The organism is Uniformispora flossi (assembly GCF_049534875.1).
GTDB lineage: Bacteria > Actinomycetota > Actinomycetes > Streptomycetales > Streptomycetaceae > Yinghuangia > Yinghuangia aomiensis.
Genome location: NZ_JBMULZ010000013.1, coordinates 100,101 through 121,027 on the forward strand (window position 1 = coordinate 100,101; position 20,927 = coordinate 121,027).

Consider the following 20,927-nt stretch of genomic DNA (forward strand, 5'->3'; position numbering starts at 1 on the left):
CGGAGGGGTATCCGGGGCCAGCGTGCCTGAAGGTGGTCCGAACTACCGCCCTCCCTGAGCGGCTACGCGAATTCACATGACAGTTGCGAGCCAACTCCGCGATCGTTGGCCGATGACCATGAGACCGGACGTTCTCAGCCTGAGCATCGCGTGCCCTCCACCCGACGAGGGCGGCGTGGAGGTCCGCCCGATTGTTAACGGCCGGGATCTTCTGGCAGAGGTGGCCCCCGGTGGCGTGGGAGGCTCCCGGTATCTGGGAGTGAGCCCCAGATATCTGCTGGGCCAGGACAGGCCGTTGCATGCCGCGGCGACGCCCCACGAGGTTCGTCTCGCTTGGTCCGGGTGCGGCGTGGAGGAGTGCTGCGGCGCGCTGTACATGACGGTCACGCGTAACGGGGATCATGTTGTCTGGGCTGGCTGGCGCGACCTGGCCAATCAGGACTTCGACCTGCCGGAGCTTCGGTTCACCGCAGGTCAGTACGAGGCCGAGGTCCTGCGAGCCGGAGAGGACCGCAGTTGGGAGTCGCCGGCAGGAGCGGTTGCGCGGCTGCTTGAGGCGGGGCTGAGCGGACGCGAGGACTGGCTCGTCCGGTGGGACTGCGCGTTGGAAGGCGTCTGGGCCTCCCGCAAGGAACCCGATCGAATCCACGTCGTCCTGACGCATCCCCGTAACCGGGCCGACGCCGATCTGCCCTGGCTCCAGTTCGGGATGACCCTCCCGATCTCCGCGGACGCCCCACCGGTCCAAACCGAGCGCCTTGAAGCGCGGCTGACCGCAGGCGATCCCCGTGCCACCGCCGAGGTCTGGGGAGGTTCGCATGATGCCGAGCAACTGGGCTACCCATGGCCTCCGGTCGACCCGCTGTCCATGTGAACGGCAGGGAGAGACGGGGTTGGGCCCTCCCTGCCGTTGGGCATCCACTCGCAACCGCCATTCCCATGGGGAGCGTGACCGTACGGGTGGGGAATTGCGTGACGCTGATCGTGTAGATCGTGGGGAAAAGCGTGACCGCTGACAGGGCCGATGGAGAACCCGAGGGGAAATACGGGAAGATGGTTGGGATGACTTCCCTCGATAACGACTGGGACGAACTGCGCGGACAGCTTCGGCTGGGCCAGCGGCTCGCCGGAACAGTGGCGTGGGTTCACCGTCCCGGCGTCACCGGGATCGGTATCGACCTGGGGCTTGCCGTCGCTGGCTTCGTCGACGTGCTCATGCTGGCGCGGGACGCGACGCGCTGGCCCGCCGTCGGCACGGCGACGGACTTCGAAATCTGGTGGATGGACGACCGTCCGCAGATCAGGCTCATGCCCCTTGACCACGGCTTCGTGCGCGAGGACTTCGACAGTTGGGTGCTCGTGGAGGATTCCCGGGCGGCAGCGCTGTGGCGTGAGCGCCACCGGGGGCTCCCGGAGAGGGCCGGCAAGGGCTCGATCAGCTGAGTGCGTTTTCCCGCAACTCGCCTTGATCTGCTTGTTGTTGACGTAGGCGTTCGGCCTGGCGTTTCTTGTCCGCGATGTGCCGCAGGCTTTCTTGGAGGTTGGCGACCTCGCCGAGCCATTGCAGCCGTCGGGCTTCGTCCAGTCGTTCGTGGGTGTTGCGTTCGATCTCCAGCAGTCGGGGGACCTGGTTCAACGACATGTGAAGCATCGGGCAGCGCACGCACGCTGATTCATGTTGGCACGGTGTCCCATACGGACGGTCGCATCGGCCCAGCGCGACCTTCCGCAGGCTGAAGTGGTCCCGGAACTCGTCCCATTCGGTGTCGGTCGGCTCGCGGTATTCCTCGCTCGGCCGATGGGTCCGGCGCTGGTCGACGAACTGGCGGTAGTGGCGGATCACCTCTTCCGGATAGACCGCGACATACCCCTGAGTGGTATTCAGATCCAGGTGTCCCAGTAGCTTCGCCGCGATGTGGATGGGCAGTCCGCCGTTGACGGTCTCCGTGGAGAAAATCCTTCGGAAATCATGCGGGGTGAACGTCAGCGGGGTGCCGTCGACATCGGTGATGCCTGCCCGCCGGGCCAGGCCGGCGAGGAGTTCCCGGATGCGGTCCGGCGGGATGACCTGTAGCTGGTGGTGGGTGGTGCGCTGGAACAGATGCGGCAGCGGCGGGCCGAAGGTGCGCTCGTAGCCGTCGTAGCGGCTGAGGAGCGGCACTGTGCCGTCGCGCTTGATCCGGCGAATGATCCGGGCCAGCACCGCGACCAGGTCCGGGGCGGCCGGGATGACCCGTTCGGCGTCCGTCTTGGACGGGCTGACCTGCAGCAGCGGCACCATCTCCCCGGTCGGGGCCTGATACTGGCGCAGGCTCACGTGCGTCAGTTCGAGGAGCTCCTCGATGCGCGTCCCCGTCCTGCGCAGCACCTCGATGGCCGCGAAGGTCCAGAAGGCGTTGTCCTCCAGGCGTTCCGCGTCGAAGCGGGGGCCGGGCTGATCGGCAGGGGTGACGAACAGCGCGCTCGGTCGCCACGTGCTGGAGCCCCGACCGGTGCGTCGATAACGCTGGCCGTCGATGGTGAACTCTTCGCCGGCTGCGGCGTCACGGGCAGCGGACAGCATCCGTCCGGCCGCATCGAGTTCGTCCTCCGCGGCGGCGATGAGCTGCGGCAGCACGGGAATGAGGGTGCGGGTCCGTTGTTGCATGCGGGCCTGGCGGCGCCGGGTCTCTTTGATGTAGCCGCGGATGTCGGCCTCGCCGACGGGGGACGGTGCGGCCCACCGGGCCCAACGGGCGGGGTCCTCCAGCGACCACTGCAGCAGGTCGAGGTAGAACGCGCGGACCGCAAGCAGCACCGAGTGGAAGGTGCGCCGGGCCTGGCCGTTCGGCAGTGTGCGGATCCGCTGCTTCCATGCCTGGGCCACCGGTCCGGGCAGATGGAGCGAGCAGATGCCCGGGTGGTGGCGTTCCAGGTCGCGCCAGAACAGGTCCACCAGCACCTGGACCAGGTTGACCAGCGATCCGTAGTCGAGCGCGGCGGAACGCTCGACCAGGTAGTGCACCAGGACGTCGCGGATCTCCTTGTTCGCGACCGGGTAGCGGTCCACGAGTTCGGCCACCGACATCTGCCCGCGGGCCTGGGCCTCCCGCAGGGTCGGCGGTAGGTCCTCCAGTCCGCCGACCGCGCGCAACAGGTCGTAGGCCATCGGCAGTGCGGCGACCTTGCTGCCGCACGCTTGGCGGGCCGCCGTGTACTCGCCGAAGTCGGCGAGGTCGAGTTCGCGCAGCGGCTTGCCGGTCACGATCACCATGCGGGTCAGCACGTTCACCGCCTCGGCCGCGTACTCGTGCCCCTGGTGGCGAGCGGCGTACCGCTCGACGTCGGCGAAGGTGCCGGCCTGGTTGTGGCGTCGGAACGACGCGTAGACGCCCAGCAGCCTGCTGCGCGACAGCCAGGCGTAGGACGGGCGGACGGCCCGCAGCGCAATCATGATCCCGAGCCCGGCCGTCAGCCGGTTCCGCAGCGCGGGGGTGAGATCCTGCGGGCCCCATCGGCTGCCCTGGTCTTCGGCCCCGCTCAGCAACCAGCGGTCCTGCCAGTCCTCGCCCGGGAAGGTCTCCAACCAGTCCAGGACGCGCGTCAGCGCCAGGTTCTGCCTCCACCGCTGCTGGTAGGACGGCTGGTCGAGGAGCGCTTCCGCCAGCGTGCCCAATTGCGCCCGCGTCGCGGCAGCCCGCCCGGGCGAAGCGGCCGTCCCCGCCGATCGTGCCGACGGCAGGCCCGCCAGCACGCGTGGATCACGCGGGCTGACCGGCGTGCGGGCCACCTTGCCGTGCCGGCTGCCCATCAGCCGTTGCCGCCGAACACGTCGGCCAGGTCCTGCGGGTCGTAGGACCAGCCGTGCAGCGGCTGCGGCGCCGGCTTCGGGCGCGTGTAGTGCTCGTGGACCTTCGCGATCACCTCGTCGGTCCGCGGACGCAGGTAGCCGCCGGTGGTGGTGATCTGCCGGTGCCGCATCACCTGCTGGACGTCGACGAGGGTCACGTTGGGGTCGGCGATCAGCCGCAAACCGAGCGTGTGCCGCAGATCGTGAAGGCTCACGTTGGCCCCGATCCGGTCGTTGATCCGCGTCAGGACGGCCCGCAGCGCGGTGTAGGTCAAGGGCCGCAGCGGATGACGCCTGGTCCACCACAACGGCTCGTCCGGTTCGGGCCGGTGCCCCGCGTCCAGGAGTTCACCGAGGTAGACAGCCATCCACGCGAACGCCTCCGGTGCTGCCGGACACGCCTGCTTGATCCCGCCAAGGCCCTTGGTCCGCACGTAGATACGGCCGTCGCCGGGGTGAGCATCGCCCACGGCCATGCCCAGCAGCTCGGACGCCCGCGCGCCGCTGGACAAGAACATGCTGAACATCGCCCGGTCCCGGTTGCACCCCAGCCGCGCGAACACCTCGTCCAGCACATCGTCGGGCACTGCCCGGGGCGGTCGATCAGGCTGCTTCTGCCGGTAGGCGCCGCGGCGCTGCGGATGGAACGGCTCCAGCGGGTTGTGGTGGGCGTTCGGACGGCGGCCGGACCGCGACTGCGGTGGCACCGGCGACACCACCGGCCCCTCCCCAGTCTGCAGATGGAAGTCGTAGAACGCCGAGATCACCGACAGGGCGTGGTTGACGGTGGCCGGGGCATAGCCCTCGGACAAGTACGGCTTGCCCGTACGCGGATTCACCGAGCCAGCAGCCGGTGCGTTTGCGCGTCGCCGGTCCCGTGCCGGGTTGTGCGCGGTCCGCAGCCACAGCACGAAGTCCCGCACGTCCACCCGTTGCGCACGACTCCACACGACGCCGACCGCCGCGAGGAACCGGAACCACCGCAACAAGTCGTAGCCGTAGGAACGACACGACGCCGGGCTGTTCCCGCACGCCAACAACTCCCGCAAGAACTCGCTGACCGGCTCGACCGGCATCCCGACATCGTCGCGTACCTCCCAAGGGAGCGTCGGATCGGTCGTCGCCGTCACGCTCCCAGCCCTGGCGACCACGAGCCCGGACACGTCCCGCTGTGGCACTACTTGTTGCTGTTCCACCAGTACTCCGTCCGCGCGATCACACCTCGGACGGAGCGTTCTGGACTACCCGGCCAACCTCACACAGGACACGCCGTTAGTGCGGTCAATAGGTCGGTGCACCGACTTGCCCGAGTACGACAACCGGAACGCGAACAGGAAGCACGTCACCAGCTCGCCGCCGAGACACACCTTCACGTCCCCGAAGTCGACCTCGGCCTCCATCCCGGGAGGGTGCGACTGCGGGATGAACACCTCGTCGACGCCGAGGCCGGCGGCGGCCCGGATCTGCGGGCGGCGCTCCTCCACGTACCGGCGCACCATCGGATACGAGATGTCCTGGGCACCGTACTCGTCCAACAACCGGTGGAAGATCCGCGTCACAGTGTGCCGCTGCTTGCGCGGCGCATCCAGATCTGCCCGCAGCATCCCATCGATCGCCAACTTGAACGGGTCCAACCGCGTCGGGCGCCGCGGCATCGGCTTCCGCGGCTGCGGCCACGCCGAATCCAACGCCTTCGACACCGCAGCCCAACCGACGTTGTACCGCCGCATCAAGGCCCGCTTCGTCGCCCCCGCGCGATAGTCACGCCGGATCGCCGCATACAGATCGACCTTCGAATCCCGAGGCACACCGCCCCCTCACCACGCCGAGCACTCCCATGCTCGCAACGCAAGAGGGCAGGTGTTCTCGGAACTCGTGAACGTCACCCCTGGCGAATCCCGGCGCGCACCAAAACCCCCGTCGAGGTGCTCTCGGTTCCCATGAACAAAATCAGTCTGGGTGGCGGCGGAATGCGGTGCGCTGGTCGAGATCCGTCCCGGCGGCTGACCGCACAAGGGCGCGACCCCGGGGAAACGCGTCCGCATGCGCATACGGACGCCCCGGCAGACGATCGAAGGAGGGAATCGCACAACAGGAGGCCCCCCATGAGCGTGTCCGTGTACCTGACGCCCGGCCCGAACTCCCAGATGCCGCCCCCGATGACCGATCCCCCGGTCAATTTCAACGACGTCGTGGGGTCCGAGGCACCGGTGGAGTACAAGTACGAGATCGATCCGAGCGGGGCCCTCGTCGTCTGGCGGTGCCTCCCGGACACGGCGCCTGCCGTCGAGGTGGCGTACGGCTCGGCAGGCTGGCACAAGGTCACCGGCATGCCGGTGCGGTCCCTGCTGGAGCGTGGGAGCACGGCGTAAGCGGGCTTCGTCCCGGACGGCCGCGGTGCTCGGGAACTTCCCGGCCAGGAGGCAGCCGAGCCGGTTCCCCACGGCAATGGCCGGCCCGAATATCGCGTCCGCCCAACTCGTCTGTGTCAAAAGGCGCTTCCGGGGAAGCGCTCCATGATCAAGACGGCGGCGGCGCCGCGGTCGGGGACGAAAGGGGCGGTACATGAGCACCATCGGTCATTCGGCCCGGGGCCACGTTCGACGGGGACGCCGCGGAACCCGCCGCACCGCGCGGCGTACGGCCGCCGCGGCGGCAGGCTCCGGCCCGCGGCCGAGTCGCACGCCGGCGCACCCCAGCCCGCGGCTGGCCCGGCTGTACGGCCAACTCACCGTCGTCTTCTGCCTCGCCGCCGGCGTGGCCGCCTTCCTGCGCGCATGGCACACCCTCCTCGGCATCGCCGCCGCGGCCGGCATCGTCGTCGTCCTCGCCGTCGGCCTGCACAGCCTGCGCGACGGGATACGACGCGGCCTGCCCCGCCGCACCTCCTCCCGCGGCCTCGCCCGCGCGCTGGCGGTCGTCGACGCCATGGACGGCCCGGAGTTCGAACGGCACGTCGCCGCGCTGTGCGCTCGCGACGGGTGCACCGACGTACGGGTCGACGGCGGCGCGGGAGACCTGGGCGCGGACGTGACCGGGTACCTTCCGGACGGGCGCCTGGTCGTCGTCCAGTGCAAGCGCTACGCGCCGGACCGCAGCGTGGGCAGCCCGGACATGCAGCGCTTCGTCGGCACCGCACGGCCGGTCCACGGTGCCGACGCCGCGGTCTTCGTGACCACCTGCCGCTTCACCGCCCCCGCCGCCGAACTCGCCCTGTCCCAGGCGATCGTCCTCGTCGACCGCGACGCCCTCCGCGCGTGGATGGGCGGAACCCCGCTGACGACGATCGTGGCCGCCGTCCCCGACCTGGCGCCCCCGCCCCTGTGACGCTCCGGCCACCCGCTCACGAGGTCCGACCGGCCGCCACCGTGCCCCACACCCTCGTCCCGATCAACGTGGGCGACGCTGTCCGAACCGCTCCGCAACCTCGTCGACAACCTGACCACCGTGCACGAGAACACCCTGCCGATCGCCGCGGCGACGGCCCGAGCGCCGACATGCGGGCGTTCCACGGCAACGGCATCCGCACGGTGCACCCGCTGGTGCGCGTGCACCCGGGGTCGGACGAGGGGCGAGCAGGTCCTGTTCGGTCCGCCGGCGCTTCGTGCCTCTCGTCCTGTGATCGGGTGGTCAGCTCTGCTTGACGGCGAAGACGTAGACGTTCCCGGAAACGACCACGAGGGCGTGACCGGGCCCCACCGGCCGGGGTATCTCCGCGACTGCGCTTTGGAGGACTGCTTTCGTGCGCAAGTCGACCGCCACCGACGGGTCTCCGGAGTACAGGACGGGTCCGACGACGGCGGCCGGGGCCAAGCGCTTCTCGTCTTCGGTTTGCTGCCACAGCAGTTTGCCGGTGCCCGTCTCCCAGGCTGCGGTGGTGGCCGTGGTGGCGACCACGAGGACGGTGCCGTCGGTGCTCGCGAGACCGGACATGTGCCGGCTCGCGAGTTTCGGGCCGGTCGTCAGCAGCCGACCCGTGGCGGGATCGTTCACGGTGTACGTCACGGTGTGGGGCTGGGGTGTGCCCGATTCGCCCTCGTGCCAGGCTACGACGAGCTTCCCGCTGTCCTGGTCGACGACCTCCGGGGCCGCGGCGGGCGTCGCCCCCGCCGGCCGGGCGAGGTTCTGCGTACTCCACAGGACGGTGCCGGTGGCGGCGTCGAATCCGGTCAGGGTGTCGGGGTCCGTGGACTTGGCGCCGTCTCGGCGGTGGACGACGACGCCGGCGGCGACGGTGGCATCGTCGTCCATGCAGGAGTAGCCCTTGCAGGGGATCCGCCAAGCGGGTGCGTCGCCGCCGGCGTCGCTGATCACCAGGGCGCCCGGGCTGTCCCCCTTCCCTTTCTCCTGGACGATCTGTCGGCCGTCGACGATCCGCGGCTCGTCCCGGCCGGGGACTTCCTTGTGGGCGATAGGCCGGCCCTGTTCGTCGAAGGCGTCGATCAGCCAGGCGGTCTTCTCCGGTGAAATCCCGTCGGAGGGAGTCTTCTTCACGGTCTTGGCCACCAACGCCGGACGGCCGTGCCACGTCGTCGCGACCGGCTTGTCGGGCATCTCGACCGTCGCATGGCCGGCTCCGGTCGCCGCGTCGCGGAACTCCACGGTGCTGCCGTCGTCGTGCGGCGTGATCAGCGCGACGCTCGATCCGACGGGTCGGGCAACCGCACCACTGCCGGACAGTTGTGCCGACCACACCGGCTCGCCGCGTACGCCGGGCGGCACATCCCCCGGGAACGCGGCCGCGGTCGGCGTGCCGGCCGCGGACGAGCCGCCTGGCCAGGCCCCTTTCGGGCTCCCCCCACCGGAATCGGAACATCCGACGACGGCCACGCTCATGGCCACGCCCACAGCCAGTAACGACCCACGCTTCACGACCACACCAACTCAACTCCCCGTGACAACAGCTTCGTCCCCGCCCAAATGCACAGGCACCCTCTGAGCCATCGTGTCCGATAAAGCACGGACGGTATCCCCTCGACACACCACCGTCCCAGCCGGACGAGGCGAACAGTGCAGTGGCGCCGCCTATTTCGCCGAGCGGCGGGACAGGCTTGCCCTCCCACAGGCACGGGGACCGCGGCGACGTGTGCGGGTGGGTCCCCGGCACCATTCCCATCCGGTTACGCGTTCGGGACGAGAGCGGACGCCGACTGGCTATTCGCGCATTTGGGAACCCTCTAGGGTCATCACGACTCCCACCGCGCGCGCCGTCCGCCGCTCCGTGCTGCCCTGACGGCTCAGTCTCCGACCCTCAGGGACCCCACCCATCGTGACCACCACACGACCCGGTTCACCCACTTCGGCCCGCACCTTCGTGGTCATCGGCGAGACCAACCTCGCCCGCCGCGTGTGCGCGTCCTCGAAGGCCCGCAACCACACCGTCCACCACCTCAAGGAGCCGCGCGACAGCGAGTTGCGCGCCGCGCTCCGGGACGCGCCCGACGGGGTGGCCATCCTCCTGCACGACGACGTCGCCGCCCTGCGCTACGCCCTTGCCGTGGCCCACATATCGCCGCAAGCCGCCATCACCGTCACGGTCTTCGACCGTACCGTCGCCGACGAACTCCGGCGCCTGCTTCCGCAATGCGACGTCACCTCCCCCGCCGACCTCGCCGCCCCGGCCCTCGCCGGCCCCTGCATCGACCCCGCCAACGCCGCCGTCCACCACGAGTCCGCGCTCGGCACACGCGCCGTCACCGTGCGGGACACCGGCCCGCACGCGGGCCCCTGGCAATCCCACCCCACCCGACTGCGCCGGCGCCTGGGCCATTTCGCCGGCCAGCTGCGTCCCCACGACGGCGGCACCCGCCTGCTGGTCATCGGCCTCTTGGGCATCCTCGGCGTACTCCTCGGCGACTGGACGTGGCTCGTCGGCCACGGCCACCACCCCGCCGAAGCGCTCTTCCACGCCACCCGCGTCGTCGCCGCGGTCGGCCCCGCCACCGCGCCCGACGACGCGCACGGCTACCAACTGGCGGCGAGCGCGGCGATGCTGGCCACCCTCGTGTTCAGCGCGCTGTTCACCGCAGGGGTCATCGAACGCATGCTCGGGCCGCGGCTCATCGGCCTGATCGGACCGCGCACCCTGCCCCGCAGCGGCCACGTCATCGTCGTCGGCATGGGGCAGGTCGGGATGCGACTCTGCGCCGAACTCCGGCGCCACGGTGTCCCCGTCGTCGGCGTCGAACGCGACCCGCACGCCGCCACCGCACGCCTCGCGCGTTCCCTCGGCATCCCGGTCATGACCGGCCACGGCGGCGACCGGGCGGTCCTCGAACACCTCCGTCTCGGCAAAGCCCGGGCCCTCGCCGCCGTCGGCTCGGACGACCTCGACAACATCGCGGTCGCCATCGCCGCCCATGGCGTGGCACCGGCGACCCCCGTCGTCATCCGCGCAGGCGACCACGAGGCCATCGCCGAAACCCGCTCCCTTCTCCCGATGGGAACCGTCCGCGACGTCACCGGCCTCGCAGCCGCCTACGTCCTCGCCCGGCTCCTCGACGAGCCCACCCGGGGAGTCATCGCCCACCACCACGAGATCTACCTGCAGCGCCCGGACGCGACCTTCACCCACTGGCCCCTCACCACCCGCGACCTCTGCCCGCATCTCCAGCCGGGCACCCCCACCGGGATCGCCGGCAGAACAGGCGCTGCGTGATCGGGTCGTCTGCGTGTCCGCACCAGAACGCGGCAGGTTCCGCCGCCTTCCGAATATCCGTGGGCGGAGCGGCCGCGGCGTGGTCCCGGTCCGGCACCGGCCGCGGGGCTCCGGCGGCATCACACTCCAGGCGCTTGATCAGCTCGTGGGCGCTGTCGATGTTCTCGGCGCGCATCGCCTTGTCCAGCGGGGGCGCCCGTTCCGGGCTTTCCGGGCGGACCTCGGACGTCGGCGCGCGTCCTGTCTACGCCCGGTCCCGGTCCCCCGGCACGACCACCAGCGGGCATTCGGCGTGGTGGACGAGGCCGCCGCCCACGGAACCCAGGAGCATGCCGCGGAAGCCCTCGAGGCCGCGCGTCCCGACGACCAGGCAGAGCGCATCGCCGGACACGTCCGCGAGCACGCGCACCGGGTGGCCGAATCCGGCCTCGCCGCGCGCCCGGACGTCGGGGTACTTCTCGGCCCATCGCGCGAGTTCGTGCTCCAGGGCGGCGAGCGCGTCCCGCATGGCGGCCTCGGCGGCAACGGCCCCGGCCACCGTCATCGGCATGTGGCACACACGCACCACAAGCACCTCGGCACCGTGCGCGACCGCGGCTTCGAATGCGTACGCCATGGCCCGCTCCGAACCCGGCGACCCGTCGAACCCGACCACGACGGGCCCGGCCCCGGCCTTGTCGGGTCCGGACTGCCGGACGACGGCGACGGGGCACCGCGCATGGGCGATGACCGGGACGGCGACGCCGCCGCCCGTGGTCAGCGCCTCCTGCAACGACGACAGCCGCCGCGAACCGAGCACCACCAAGGCGGCGCCGGCCGTGGCCTTCGTCAGCACCGTCTTCGGCTTCCCGTCGACGAGGGCGCCGGTCACGGCCAGGCCCGGCTCGGCGGCCGAGGCGAGTTCGCGTGCCCCGTCCAGGAGCCGCCTGCCCTCGTCCCGGAACCGGGCGCGCCATTCCTCCCAGGGCGTGGCATGCGCCGGGTCGGGGTCGACGACCGGCGGCCAGTCGAGGGCGTGCACGATGTGGAGCGGTCTGCCGCGCAGCGCGGCTTCGTGGGCGGCCCACCGGACCGCCCGTCGTCCGGCCTCCCCGTCGTCGTCGAGGCCGGCCACCACCGGCTGGTTGCCTGGGGCTTCACTCATGACCATCTCCCACACGTCACGGCGTACCCGGGAAGTGCCACGTCACGGCCTACCCGGGAAGTGCCACGTCACGGCGCACTCGGCACGAACACCACCGGGACGCTGCTGTTCCGCAGGCAGTACAGGCCGATGCCGCCGGGAATCTCCGGTGAGCTGATGCCCGTGGTGCCGAGGACCAGTAGCGACGCCTCCCGGGCGCGCTCCACGAGCTGCAGGCCGGGCGCCCCGTGCAGCGGGGCGGTGATCACCTGCTTCGGGAGGTCGCGGCGGCGCAGCACGTGCTCCAACGCGCGGTCGAGCCGCTCGCGCGCGACGGCCAGGTGGCCGTCGCCGGCCTCGCCCGCGAGGTCCTCCCAGACCGCCACGACGTCCAGCACCAGGTCGCGCTCCCGGGCTTCCCGGATCGCCCAGCGCAACGCCGCTTCGGCGCCGAACGAACCGTCCACGCCCACCACGATCCGGGCGTGCCGGTGCGCGGCCAGGTGCTCGGAGGGGACTTCCCGGACCTTCGGGTCTTCGTCGCTGTCCATGGCCGCTCCTCGGCGATCCCGCGGCGGGGCGTCCGGGCGGCGCCTGCGACCGCCCGCCCCTTTCCCACCCCGCTTTCCCACCCTGCGATGCGAGCACCGGGGCCGCCACCGGGGAGCGGGCGGCCGCGGAACCCACTGCCCCCATCATCCGAACAGGCCGCCGTCGGCGCAGGAGCCGTTCGGCCCTGTCCCGGAGCGGGGCCGGGGGTCACCGCCGGGGGTCACCGGGGCGGGGGCGGCGGGGCGGTCAGCGGTATGATCGACCGGATTTACTTGTCATGGTCATGTAAATGGTGCGGCCCTCGAAGGGCTCGTGCCGCAGCAAGGGAGCACGTCGATGGCTGGACCGGCCGACAACGGGGCCACGGTGTTCGCCGCGGCGTTCGAGCGGTTTGCCGAGGGCGGCATTCCCGAGGTCGCGGACGTTCCGGACGCCTCGCTGGATCTGGTCGAGCGGATCCGGGACCTGGTCGAGGCGACGGTGCGTACCGATGTCGGACCGGAGGTACGGGCCGAGGCCGCGGAGTTGGTGAGCCGGGCCGCGGAGCTGCTCCGGGCCGCGACGCACGACCAGGTCGTGCGGTTCGTCCGCACCTCCGAAGGCCGCATCGACCAGCTGACGCAGGCGGGGTCCGGGCTGCTCAACCCGCAGGCGCCGCGGCTGGTCTTCCGGGAGACCCCCGAGATGGCGACGCAGGCGTTCGACGACTCGGTCGAGCCGCGGTCCGTGGAGGTCGTGGCGGACTGCCGGCTCACCGCCGCGCACAGCGGCCCGCCCGGACGGGCGCACGGCGGCGTGGTGGCCACGCTCCTCGACCACGTACTCGGCCTGGCGACGTCGGCCGCGGGAGTACCCGGCTTCACCGCCGGACTCGACGTGCGCTACCGGGCCGCCACGCCGTACGACGTGCCCCTGGAGATCCGGGCCCGTTGGACGCACTGCGAGGGCCGCAAGAGCTTCGCCACCGGCGAGATCCTGGCCGACGGCAAGGTCACCGCCGAGGCGACGGCCGTGTTCATCGCCCCGCCCGAGATGCGCAGCCTGTGGAGCCGGAACCCCCAGTCCGCGGCGGCCGAGGGCACCGTGCGGGCCTGATGACGGCTGTCGGCACGGCACTGCGGCCGCGCATTCGGGACGTCCCGTTCGGGATCGCACGCTAGCCGGAGCCGTGACGGACACGGCGCAGGCGTTGCGGCGCGCGGTCGACAGGGTGTGAGCTGCCGTCGCGCCGGTCAGGGGAGGTAGTGGGCGCGGCCTTCGTCGTCCAGTTCGAAGGGGGTGTCGGGGATGATGCAGAACTCGTTGCCTTCGGGGTCGGCCATCACCAAGAAGCCCCCGTCGGCGTACTGCTCCAGCCGGCGTCCGCCGAGTGCCTCCACCCGCTGCTGTTCGGCGGCGGGGTCGGGCGAGGCGATGTCGACGTGCATGCGGTTCTTGCCGGCTTTGGAATCCGTGGTCTTCTGGAAACCCAGGCCGAGGTCGTTCTCCCGGCGCAGCCACACGTACGGGCCGCCGCGGCCCACCACCGGCCTGCCGAGCACTTCGGACCAGAACGCGGCCAGTCGCTCCGGGTCGGCGGCGTCGACGATGAGGGCGTTGATCTGCATGGATGACCTCGCTGTGTCCTGATGCCGTCAGCGGTTCCCAGCCCGCCCCAAGCGCTCCTCACACCGGGGCGTGCCCATGCGGCGGGGCGGCAAGCGGTCGGCCGGGGTGGGCCAGGGCGTCGTGGACGGTGGGATGGACGGTGAGCACGGTGTCCAGGCCGGTGCGGCTCAGCAGTTCGCGGAGCTGGTCCGGAACGGCAGCCAGCACCAGAGATCCGCCCGCCTCCAGGGCGTGGCGTCGGATGCCGATCAGGGCGCTGAGGCTGCACGCGTCGCAGAAGGTGACCGCGGACAGGTCGACGACCAGATTCCGGTGGCCGTGGGCGACCAGGCCGCACGCGTCCGCGCGCAGCACGGCCGATGCCGCTTCGTCGAGTTCCCCGGCGGGGGCGAGCACCGCACGGCCTTGTGGGCCGGAGCCGATCAAGGGCCGGTTCGTGGGGGTGAGCTGCCTGGTGTCCATCAGACCTTCCTCGACTCGGCGAGGGAGCGACCCGCGGTCGGCCGCCAGGACGGATGTCCGCGGCCCGGCCGCGCCGCGGCCTGGCTCCCAACTCCCGATGCCCGGTCCGACGGTGGACATGCGTCGACGCGCCCGGTCGTGTCGCCGATCTCGCGGGCATGCGGTGCGCCCACCCGGGTAGGGACCCAGGCACGGCCGGGACACGCAGGGAGAGAGCATGACGGCATTGCCTCGCCGAATACCGCCCCCCGTCCCGCGCAGCGGCGTGGTGCTCGACGATCGGTACCGTCTGGCGGAGCCGCTGGGCGCGGGCGGGACCGCGGACGTCTTCCGCGGCGTGGACCTGCGGCTGCGGCGGGATGTCGCGGTCAAGGTGTTCCGGCCCGGGGCCTGCGCGGTGACACCGGAACGGTTTTGCCAGGAAGCGGAATTGCTGGGCCGTCTGGCGCATCCCGCGCTCGTCGAGGTCCACGATGTCGGCAGGCAGGCCACCCATGTCTATGTCGTCATGCGGCTGGTCGAAGGCGTGACGTTGCGGGAGCACATCCTCGACGGCCCGTTGCCCGCCGACCGGGTGGCGCGCTTGGGGACACGGCTGGCGTCGGCGTTGGCGCACGTCCACGCGGCCGGCGTCGTCCACCGCGACGTCAAGCCGTCCAACGTCCTCGTGGGGCTCGACGACGCGCCCTACCTGGCGGACTTCGGGATCTCCCGTCTCGTGGACGAGCCCACCCGCTCCGCTCCCGGCACCCTGATCGGCACCATCCCGTACTTGGCCCCCGAGCAGCTCCTGGGCCGGGGTTCGGGCCCGGCCAGCGACATCCACGCCCTGGGCCTGGTCCTCCTCGAAGCCCTGAAAGGCGAAAAGGAGTACCCCGGGGGTCCGTTGGCAGCGGGAACGGCCCGCGCCCTGCGTCCGCCGTGCATCCCACCGTGGGCACCGGCGGAGCTCGCGTCGGCCATCGAGGCCATGACCCACGCGGAACCCGCCGACCGCCCCGACGCCGCCGAATGCGTCCGCCTCCTGGAAGCCGCCGCCGCGTCCGAGGGAGCGGAGGTGACCCACGCCGCCGAGTCGCCCGCGACGGTCGCGGTCGGCACCGGGGCCTCAGGTCCCGCCGCGACGTCGGCCGCGTCCGAAACGTCGGCAGCGCCAGCGGTGCGCAGGCGGCGGCATCGCACTCCGGCCCTCGCCTTGGCCGCCGGGCTCGCGCTGGGGGCCGGCGGGGCGACGGTGCCCTTCGTCCTCGGCGTCGGCTCCGCCCCCGCAGCAGACCGCACCCAGCCGCCACCGGCACCGCTACCGGTCGCGGATCTCCCCCGCTCCGCACCGTCGGCCACCGGCGATCCGACCACACCCGCGGCGACGCCGCCGGTCGCGAGCCCGCGGGCCACGACACCCCGCCCGCTCGCGACCACCGCCGCGGACAAAACCGGACGCAGCGACAAAGGCAACGCCTACGGCGCCGACAAAGGAAAGGGCGGCAAGCCCACCAGGAAGTAGGGCGAACGGCGCTACGCCCGGCGAGGATTGACGCCGACGGCCTCGGCGGGCAGCGAGCCCGCCGACGCTGTCGGCGGCTGCCCGGGTTGCGGCCGCCGCGACCTACCGGGCCGGTCGGTGGACCTTGGGCCGGCCTCCGCGCGTGGTGACGAGCGACCACGGATGTCCGCCAACCGCGATCCGGGCGTTGGCCGAGCAGGGCGGCGGTACCTCGATGGCGCGCCCGGTCATGCCCGCATGGGCACCAGATGGCGGCCGAGCCATTCACCCACCGCGCGGTGGTATCTGGCGCGGTTTCCGGCGCGGAGGAACTCGTGGCCCTCGTCGCGCAGGACGAGCAGTTCCGCGGGGATGCCGCGTCCGCGGGCCGCCTGTACGGCCTGGACGGACTCGCCCGGCGGCACGTTGGTGTCGTGCTCGCCGTGCACCGCGAGGAAGGGGACGCGCAAGGCGTCCATGCGGGTCATGGGTGACAGGCGGCGCAGCAGGTCGCGGTCGTCTTCGGGGTGGCCGTACTTGGCGGCCGCGGACTCCGCGATCCAGGACTCCGTGCCGGCGAAGAACGTGGCGAAGTCGGAGATGCCGCACACCGCGACGCCGGTGCGGAACAGGTCGGGGTGCCAGACCAGCGACGCCAGCGCCAGGTAGCCGCCGTACGACCGTCCCATCACGGCCACGCGGTTCGGGTCGGCCATGCCGTGCAGAATCAGGTGCGACGTGCAGTCCGCGACGTCGGTGATGGCCGCGAACCGCCCCTCCCCGTGGTCGGCTTCGACGAACGAGCGGCCGAACCCGGAGGAGCCGCGCACGTTGGGGGCGAACACGCCGATGCCGAGCTGCGTCAAGGCCTGGTACATCGGATTGAGCACCGGGCGCTCCTGCCACTCCGGGCCGCCGTGCAGGTGCACGACGCACGGACCCGGCTGCTCCTCGCCGGGCGGCCGGTAGTACCAGCCGTCGAGTGGCAGCCCGTCCCGCGCCGGGAAGCGGAGGTGTTCGGGACGGACCGGCGGATGGCCGCCCGGCGAGGCGGCCGGGTCCCGGGACGACCAGGGCGTCATCGCCGCCGTGCCACCGTTCGGCGGGTACGCGCAGACGCCGGGCCGAGCGGCGGAACCGGACACGGCGAGCAACCGGCCGCCCTCGGTGGGCTCGGTGACCTTCGTGACGACCTCGTGCGGGATCGCGACCGGGCTCCGCACGCCCACGGTGGACGTGCCGAGGGCCACGGTTTCGACCTCGCTGCGCCCGTCGACGTTCCACACCAGGACGCCGTTCCGCCCGTCGTCGTCGACATACAGCAACTCGAGGTCCGTGCCGTCGCGTTCGGCCGCGACCGCGACGTACGTGCAGGTGCCTTCGTCGGTGAGCCGGGCCGCGTGCAGCGCCGCGAACTCGCGGTCGGCGTCGCTGCGGAGCCACACCGTCCTGCCGTCGGCGGAGAAGCGCCCGATCCACGGGTCGCCGTCCGCGGCCGGGAGGTCCGTGGCGACGGCTCCGGTCCGGGTGTCGAGCACGGTGGCCCGGCGATGGCCGCGCGGGCCGCAGCGCAGGAGCGCGAGGTGCCCGTCCGGGCTGAAGTCGCACAGTCGGAGCGACGACGCGCGGGCCTGGGTGGTGAGCAGCTCGGGGTCCGCGAGCCCGGCCGGGTCCAGGACGAAGACCGCCAGGCCGCGGTACGCCGGGTCCCGTACCTGCGAGGCGGCCACCGTGACGGCCAACGCGGATCCTTTCCGGCGCCAGGCCCCCAGGTGGGCGGTCTGGCCGGGGACCGCCCCGGCCACCGCGCGCCGTTCCGTCCCGTCGGGGCGGACGCACAGCACCCGGGTGTGCTCCCCGCCGCCGGGCGCCGTGGTGTAGGCGATCCATTCGCCGTCCGGGGACCACGACACCTCGGTCACCGGATCCGGGCTTGCGTCCAGCAGCCGTGCCGGCCCTCCCGCGGACGCGGCCGTCCAGAGCTGGGGGACGCCGGCGCGGTCGCAGATGAAGGCGACGGCTCCCCCGGTCGGGGCGGCCGCGGGCTCCAGGCACCGGTGCGCTGCCGTGGTCCGCACCGTGCCGCCGTCCGCTGCGGCGTCGGCAAGCCGCACCACGCGGGGACGGGTATCCGCGGCCAGATCGTGCGGTTGTCGCATGTTCCTCCGTCAGTGCTCCTCTCGGGGGGCCGTCGCGTCGCTCAGTCGATTCCGTGGGCCTGGAGCCAGATTTCCAGCAGCGCGACCTGCCAGAGCGCATTGGCGCCCCGGTGTGTCCGATGCCGGTCGGGGGCGGCGAGCAACTCGTCCACATAGGACGGGAGGAAGATGCCGCGGTTCTTCGCCGCCGGGGCCGACAGGGCGTCCCGGACTCGTTCGAACACGGGGGCGGCCATGTGCCGGATGGCCGGGACGGGGAAGTAGCCCTTCGGACGGTCGACGACCTCCCGGGGCAGGACCTGCCGCCCGATGTCCTTGAGCACGCCTTTGCCGCCCTGGGCGAGCTTGAGTTCGGGCGGGCATGCCGCCGCGAGTTCCACGAACTCGTGGTCGAGGAAGGGGACGCGCGCCTCCAACCCCCAGTCGGAGGTCATGTTGTCGACCCGCTTGACCGGGTCGTCGACCATCATGACGTGCGTGTCCAGGCGCAGCGCGGCGTCGAGCGCCGTCCGGGCCCCCGGCGCGGCCATGTGCGTGCGGACGAGGTCGCCCGAGGCGTCGGCGCCACGCATGTGCGGTTGCAGCATGCGCGCCAGATCGCCGTGCGGGCGATCGAAGTAGGTGCGCATGTACGTCTCGGGTTCCTCGTCGCGCGGCACCGCGGCCAGCGCCGGGTACCAGTGGTAGCCCGCGAGGATCTCGTCCGCGCCCTGGCCGCTCTGCACGACCTTGACGTACTTGGAGACCTGCTCGGCGAGGAGGTGGAAGGCCACGACGTCGTGGCTGACCATCGGCTCGCTCATCGCCGACACCGCCCCCTCCAGGGCCTCCGGCAACCGGTCGGAGGGCACGAGGAGCTGCCGGTGGTCGGTGCCGAATTGGCGGGCGACCATGTCGGAGTAGACGAACTCGTCGCCCTCCTCGCCGCCTTCGGCTTCGAAGCCGACGCTGAAGGTCTGCAGGCCGTCCTGGCCGTGTTCGGCGAGCAGGGCGACGATCAGGCTGGAGTCGAGTCCGCCGGAGAGCAGCACGCCCACTTCGACGTCGGCGACGGTGCGGCGGCGCACCGCCGTCCGCAGGGCGCCCATGAGCGCGTCCCGCCAGTCGTCGGCGCCCATCCCGACGTGCTCGGGCAGGCGCTCGTACCGCGGTTGCCAGTACAGGGTGTCGTGTTCGCTCCCGTCCGGCTCCACCACGCGGACGGTTGCCGGCGGGAGTTTGCGCACCCCGGCCAGGATGGTGTGGGGAGCGGCAACTGTGCCGTGCAGCGTGAGGTACTGGTGCAGCGCCACCGGGTCGATCGAGGTGTCCACACCGCCGCCGGCCAGCAGCGACGGCAGGGACGACGCGAAGCGCAGGCCCCCGCTGCGCCGGCCGGATTGGGGGGCGATGTAGAGGGGTTTGACACCGAGCCGGTCGCGCCCCAGCACGAGGCGCCCGGTGGCGTGTTCGGCGATGGCGAAGGCGAACATGCCGAAGAGCCGGTCGACGAACGCGAGGCCCCACTCGTGGTACGCCTTGAGCATCACCTCGGTGTCCGAGGTGGAGAAGAACCGGTGCCCTGCGGTCTCCAGTTCGGCGCGCAGTTCACGGTAGTTGTAGATGCAGCCGTTGAAGACGCCGGTCAGCCCCGTGTGCGCGTCCGTCATGGGTTGCGCGCCGCGCTCCGACAGGTCGATGACCTCCAGGCGGCGGTGTCCGAGGGCGATGGCGCCCTGCGACCACATGCCGCGGCCGTCCGGTCCGCGCGCGGCGAGCCGGTCGGTCATGCGCTCGACGGCGGCCAGGTCCGGTCGTCCTCCGTCGAAGCGTATTTCCCCGGCTATGCCACACATGTGTTTGCCTCCGTGATCGGTGCGGATGGACGCGGCTCGTACTCGTCTTCGGCGGCGTGGGTCAGGTCGGCGAGAAGCCCGACGATGTCGCGCCACGAGCTGTCGAAGGCCGCCGTGCGCAGCCGCCGCGCGGCACTGCCGGAAGCGAGGAGGGCATCGGTGGCGGCCGCGACGGAATGCCAGTCGCCGAACGCCGTCAGGGTCGGACGCAGGTGCTTCAGCATGCTGCAGACGACCCGGTGCGCGGGCGCGGGCTCCAGGGTGGTCGGGTCGAGGAGGTCGCCCTCCAGGCCGGATCGGGCGGCCCGCCACGTGGCCGCGCGCAGCCATTCGTGGGTGACCGGGCGAAGCGGAGCCCGTCGGGCGACGGCTTCGCAGGCGTCGACGACCATGGCGCGGAAGAGCGCGGCGACGAGGACGACGGTGTCCACGTCGGGACAGGCGTCGCAGATGCGCAGTTCCAGGGTCTTCTGGTGGGCCGAGGGCCGGACGTCGGTGTAGATCATGCCGGCGTCGGTGATGACACCGGAGCGGATGAGGTCGTCGACGGCGGCGTCGTACTCGGCGGCGGACGCGTACGTCCCGGCGGGCCCCGCGCTGGGCCAGCGCTGCCACACCATCGTGCGCCAACTGGCGAATCCGGTGTCGGCGCCCTGCCAGAACGGGGAACTGGCGGACAGCGCGAGCAGCACCGGCAGCCAGGGGGAAAGCCACGGCATCGCGCGGACGGCGGTGTCCCGGTCGGGGACGTCGACGTGGACCTGGGCGCCGCATATCAACTGCTCGTCGGCCAGCGCCTGGTATTCGCCGGCCATTTCGGTGTAGCGGATGTCGGGGCCGAATCCGCGCGAACTCGCCGGCACGAGCGGCACGGTTCCCGCCGCCACCACCGTCAGCCCGCGTTGCGAGGCGACCTTGTCGAGGGTGCGGCGCGTGCCGACCAGATCCGCCCTCAGCGCGGCGGGAGAGTCGTGCACTCCGGATTGCGACTCGATCACGCCCAGTTGGAATTCCCCGGTAAAGCGATCGCTGGGCAGGTCGTCGAGCAGAACCGGTGCCTCCGGTACGAGGAGCCCGGTTTCCGCGTCCACTACATGGAATTCCTCTTCCACGCCCATTCTGAAGCGCACGGTTCTCTGCTCCTTGCGGATGTCACCGACTGTTCGTCGGCTGGGACGCGCCTTGCGGCCCGATGTGCCACGAAACTGCCCCGTCGCC

At 71.8% G+C, this 20,927-nt stretch carries 19 protein-coding genes; 8 read left to right on the forward strand and 11 right to left on the reverse strand.

All coding sequences use genetic code 11. The features are described from left to right. Window positions 1-112: 112 nt before the first annotated feature. On the forward strand, window positions 113-874 hold the full coding sequence (locus tag ACPA54_RS25950) for a hypothetical protein (RefSeq protein ID WP_423533637.1): 762 nt from the start codon (window positions 113-115) through the stop codon (window positions 872-874). A gap of 188 nt (window positions 875-1,062) precedes the next feature. Beyond that, entirely contained in the window at window positions 1,063-1,443 is a 381-nt protein-coding gene (locus ACPA54_RS25955) for a hypothetical protein (protein WP_423533639.1), read from the forward strand. Here the strand turns inward: ACPA54_RS25955 and ACPA54_RS25960 are convergent. The 3 genes from ACPA54_RS25960 to ACPA54_RS25970 all read right to left on the reverse strand — a co-directional run bounded on the left by ACPA54_RS25960 (window position 1,436) and on the right by ACPA54_RS25970 (window position 5,433). Next, the gene (locus tag ACPA54_RS25960) at window positions 1,436-3,790 is read right to left on the reverse strand and encodes a tyrosine-type recombinase/integrase (protein ID WP_423533640.1); all 2,355 of its coding nucleotides are present in this window, start codon (window positions 3,788-3,790) and stop codon (window positions 1,436-1,438) included. The genes ACPA54_RS25955 and ACPA54_RS25960 overlap by 8 nt on opposite strands. Then, a complete protein-coding gene (locus tag ACPA54_RS25965; protein WP_423533642.1) occupies window positions 3,790-4,905 on the reverse strand; it encodes a tyrosine-type recombinase/integrase in 1,116 nt (371 codons plus the stop codon). Before ACPA54_RS25965 ends, ACPA54_RS25960 begins: the two co-directional genes overlap by 1 nt. A 165-nt stretch (window positions 4,906-5,070) precedes the next feature. After that, window positions 5,071-5,433, reverse strand: a complete 363-nt coding sequence (locus tag ACPA54_RS25970; protein ID WP_423533644.1) for a hypothetical protein — start codon at window positions 5,431-5,433, stop codon at window positions 5,071-5,073. 16 nt (window positions 5,434-5,449) lie between these two features. Here ACPA54_RS25970 and ACPA54_RS25975 point away from each other — a divergent pair, with 16 nt between their 5' ends. The 3 genes from ACPA54_RS25975 (at window position 5,450) to ACPA54_RS25985 (ending at window position 7,156) form a co-directional block, all read left to right on the forward strand. Then, on the forward strand, window positions 5,450-5,590 hold the full coding sequence (locus ACPA54_RS25975; protein ID WP_423533646.1) for a hypothetical protein: 141 nt from the start codon (window positions 5,450-5,452) through the stop codon (window positions 5,588-5,590). Between the two features lie 344 nt (window positions 5,591-5,934). After that, window positions 5,935-6,201 (forward strand): hypothetical protein, encoded by a 267-nt coding sequence (locus ACPA54_RS25980; RefSeq protein ID WP_423533648.1) that lies wholly within the window; start codon window positions 5,935-5,937, stop codon window positions 6,199-6,201. A 193-nt stretch (window positions 6,202-6,394) separates the two neighbouring features. Then, on the forward strand, window positions 6,395-7,156 hold the full coding sequence (locus ACPA54_RS25985) for a restriction endonuclease (RefSeq protein ID WP_423533650.1): 762 nt from the start codon (window positions 6,395-6,397) through the stop codon (window positions 7,154-7,156). A 303-nt stretch (window positions 7,157-7,459) separates the two neighbouring features. On the opposite strand, the gene ACPA54_RS25990 is transcribed toward ACPA54_RS25985, so the two are convergent. After that, window positions 7,460-8,551, reverse strand: a complete 1,092-nt coding sequence (locus tag ACPA54_RS25990) for an outer membrane protein assembly factor BamB family protein (RefSeq protein ID WP_423533652.1) — start codon at window positions 8,549-8,551, stop codon at window positions 7,460-7,462. 547 nt (window positions 8,552-9,098) lie between these two features. Between ACPA54_RS25990 and ACPA54_RS25995 the strand changes: the two genes are divergently transcribed. Continuing rightward, complete coding sequence (locus ACPA54_RS25995; protein ID WP_423533654.1) at window positions 9,099-10,487, forward strand: NAD-binding protein; 1,389 nt, start codon at window positions 9,099-9,101, stop codon at window positions 10,485-10,487. A 244-nt stretch (window positions 10,488-10,731) separates the two neighbouring features. Here the strand turns inward: ACPA54_RS25995 and ACPA54_RS26000 are convergent, their stop codons facing one another. Next, a complete protein-coding gene (locus tag ACPA54_RS26000) occupies window positions 10,732-11,631 on the reverse strand; it encodes a universal stress protein (protein WP_423533656.1) in 900 nt (299 codons plus the stop codon). Window positions 11,632-11,699: 68 nt separating this feature from the next. Beyond that, the gene (locus tag ACPA54_RS26005; protein WP_423533658.1) at window positions 11,700-12,161 is read right to left on the reverse strand and encodes a universal stress protein; all 462 of its coding nucleotides are present in this window, start codon (window positions 12,159-12,161) and stop codon (window positions 11,700-11,702) included. Window positions 12,162-12,498: 337 nt separating this feature from the next. On the opposite strand from ACPA54_RS26005, the gene ACPA54_RS26010 reads away from it, so the two are divergent. Next, the gene (locus ACPA54_RS26010) at window positions 12,499-13,257 is read left to right on the forward strand and encodes a PaaI family thioesterase (RefSeq protein ID WP_423533660.1); all 759 of its coding nucleotides are present in this window, start codon (window positions 12,499-12,501) and stop codon (window positions 13,255-13,257) included. Between the two features lie 137 nt (window positions 13,258-13,394). Here the strand turns inward: ACPA54_RS26010 and ACPA54_RS26015 are convergent, their stop codons facing one another. Beyond that, complete coding sequence (locus tag ACPA54_RS26015; protein WP_423533662.1) at window positions 13,395-13,769, reverse strand: VOC family protein; 375 nt, start codon at window positions 13,767-13,769, stop codon at window positions 13,395-13,397. Between the two features lie 58 nt (window positions 13,770-13,827). Then, window positions 13,828-14,232 (reverse strand): STAS domain-containing protein, encoded by a 405-nt coding sequence (locus ACPA54_RS26020; protein ID WP_423533664.1) that lies wholly within the window; start codon window positions 14,230-14,232, stop codon window positions 13,828-13,830. Window positions 14,233-14,449: 217 nt separating this feature from the next. Here ACPA54_RS26020 and ACPA54_RS26025 point away from each other — a divergent pair, with 217 nt between their 5' ends. Further along, a complete protein-coding gene (locus ACPA54_RS26025; protein WP_423533666.1) occupies window positions 14,450-15,736 on the forward strand; it encodes a serine/threonine-protein kinase in 1,287 nt (428 codons plus the stop codon). 227 nt (window positions 15,737-15,963) lie between these two features. Here the strand turns inward: ACPA54_RS26025 and ACPA54_RS26030 are convergent, their stop codons facing one another. From ACPA54_RS26030 to ACPA54_RS26040, 3 genes are read right to left on the reverse strand one after another with little or no spacing between them, the layout of a single operon-like run. Further along, entirely contained in the window at window positions 15,964-17,874 is a 1,911-nt protein-coding gene (locus tag ACPA54_RS26030; RefSeq protein ID WP_423533668.1) for a S9 family peptidase, read from the reverse strand. 41 nt (window positions 17,875-17,915) lie between these two features. Continuing rightward, window positions 17,916-19,709, reverse strand: a complete 1,794-nt coding sequence (locus ACPA54_RS26035; protein ID WP_423533670.1) for an N-acetylglutaminylglutamine amidotransferase — start codon at window positions 19,707-19,709, stop codon at window positions 17,916-17,918. Continuing rightward, on the reverse strand, window positions 19,697-20,839 hold the full coding sequence (locus ACPA54_RS26040) for a carboxylate-amine ligase (RefSeq protein ID WP_423533672.1): 1,143 nt from the start codon (window positions 20,837-20,839) through the stop codon (window positions 19,697-19,699). The genes ACPA54_RS26035 and ACPA54_RS26040 overlap by 13 nt, the downstream gene beginning before the upstream one ends. Between the last annotated feature and the right edge of the window lie 88 nt (window positions 20,840-20,927).

Coding starts and splice junctions, on each gene's coding strand:
- ACPA54_RS26020 (WP_423533664.1), bottom strand. CDS start 14,232: ATGGACACCAGGCAGCTCACCCCCACGAACCGGCCCTTGATCGGCTCC.
- ACPA54_RS25955 (WP_423533639.1), top strand. CDS start 1,063: ATGACTTCCCTCGATAACGACTGGGACGAACTGCGCGGACAGCTTCGG.
- ACPA54_RS26035 (WP_423533670.1), bottom strand. CDS start 19,709: ATGTGTGGCATAGCCGGGGAAATACGCTTCGACGGAGGACGACCGGAC.
- ACPA54_RS26000 (WP_423533656.1), bottom strand. CDS start 11,631: ATGAGTGAAGCCCCAGGCAACCAGCCGGTGGTGGCCGGCCTCGACGAC.
- ACPA54_RS25985 (WP_423533650.1), top strand. CDS start 6,395: ATGAGCACCATCGGTCATTCGGCCCGGGGCCACGTTCGACGGGGACGC.
- ACPA54_RS25965 (WP_423533642.1), bottom strand. CDS start 4,905: ATGCCGGTCGAGCCGGTCAGCGAGTTCTTGCGGGAGTTGTTGGCGTGC.
- ACPA54_RS26025 (WP_423533666.1), top strand. CDS start 14,450: ATGACGGCATTGCCTCGCCGAATACCGCCCCCCGTCCCGCGCAGCGGC.
- ACPA54_RS25950 (WP_423533637.1), top strand. CDS start 113: ATGACCATGAGACCGGACGTTCTCAGCCTGAGCATCGCGTGCCCTCCA.
- ACPA54_RS25970 (WP_423533644.1), bottom strand. CDS start 5,433: ATGCTGCGGGCAGATCTGGATGCGCCGCGCAAGCAGCGGCACACTGTG.
- ACPA54_RS26010 (WP_423533660.1), top strand. CDS start 12,499: ATGGCTGGACCGGCCGACAACGGGGCCACGGTGTTCGCCGCGGCGTTC.
- ACPA54_RS25980 (WP_423533648.1), top strand. CDS start 5,935: ATGAGCGTGTCCGTGTACCTGACGCCCGGCCCGAACTCCCAGATGCCG.
- ACPA54_RS26030 (WP_423533668.1), bottom strand. CDS start 17,874: ATGCGACAACCGCACGATCTGGCCGCGGATACCCGTCCCCGCGTGGTG.
- ACPA54_RS25960 (WP_423533640.1), bottom strand. CDS start 3,790: ATGGGCAGCCGGCACGGCAAGGTGGCCCGCACGCCGGTCAGCCCGCGT.
- ACPA54_RS26005 (WP_423533658.1), bottom strand. CDS start 12,161: ATGGACAGCGACGAAGACCCGAAGGTCCGGGAAGTCCCCTCCGAGCAC.
- ACPA54_RS26015 (WP_423533662.1), bottom strand. CDS start 13,769: ATGCAGATCAACGCCCTCATCGTCGACGCCGCCGACCCGGAGCGACTG.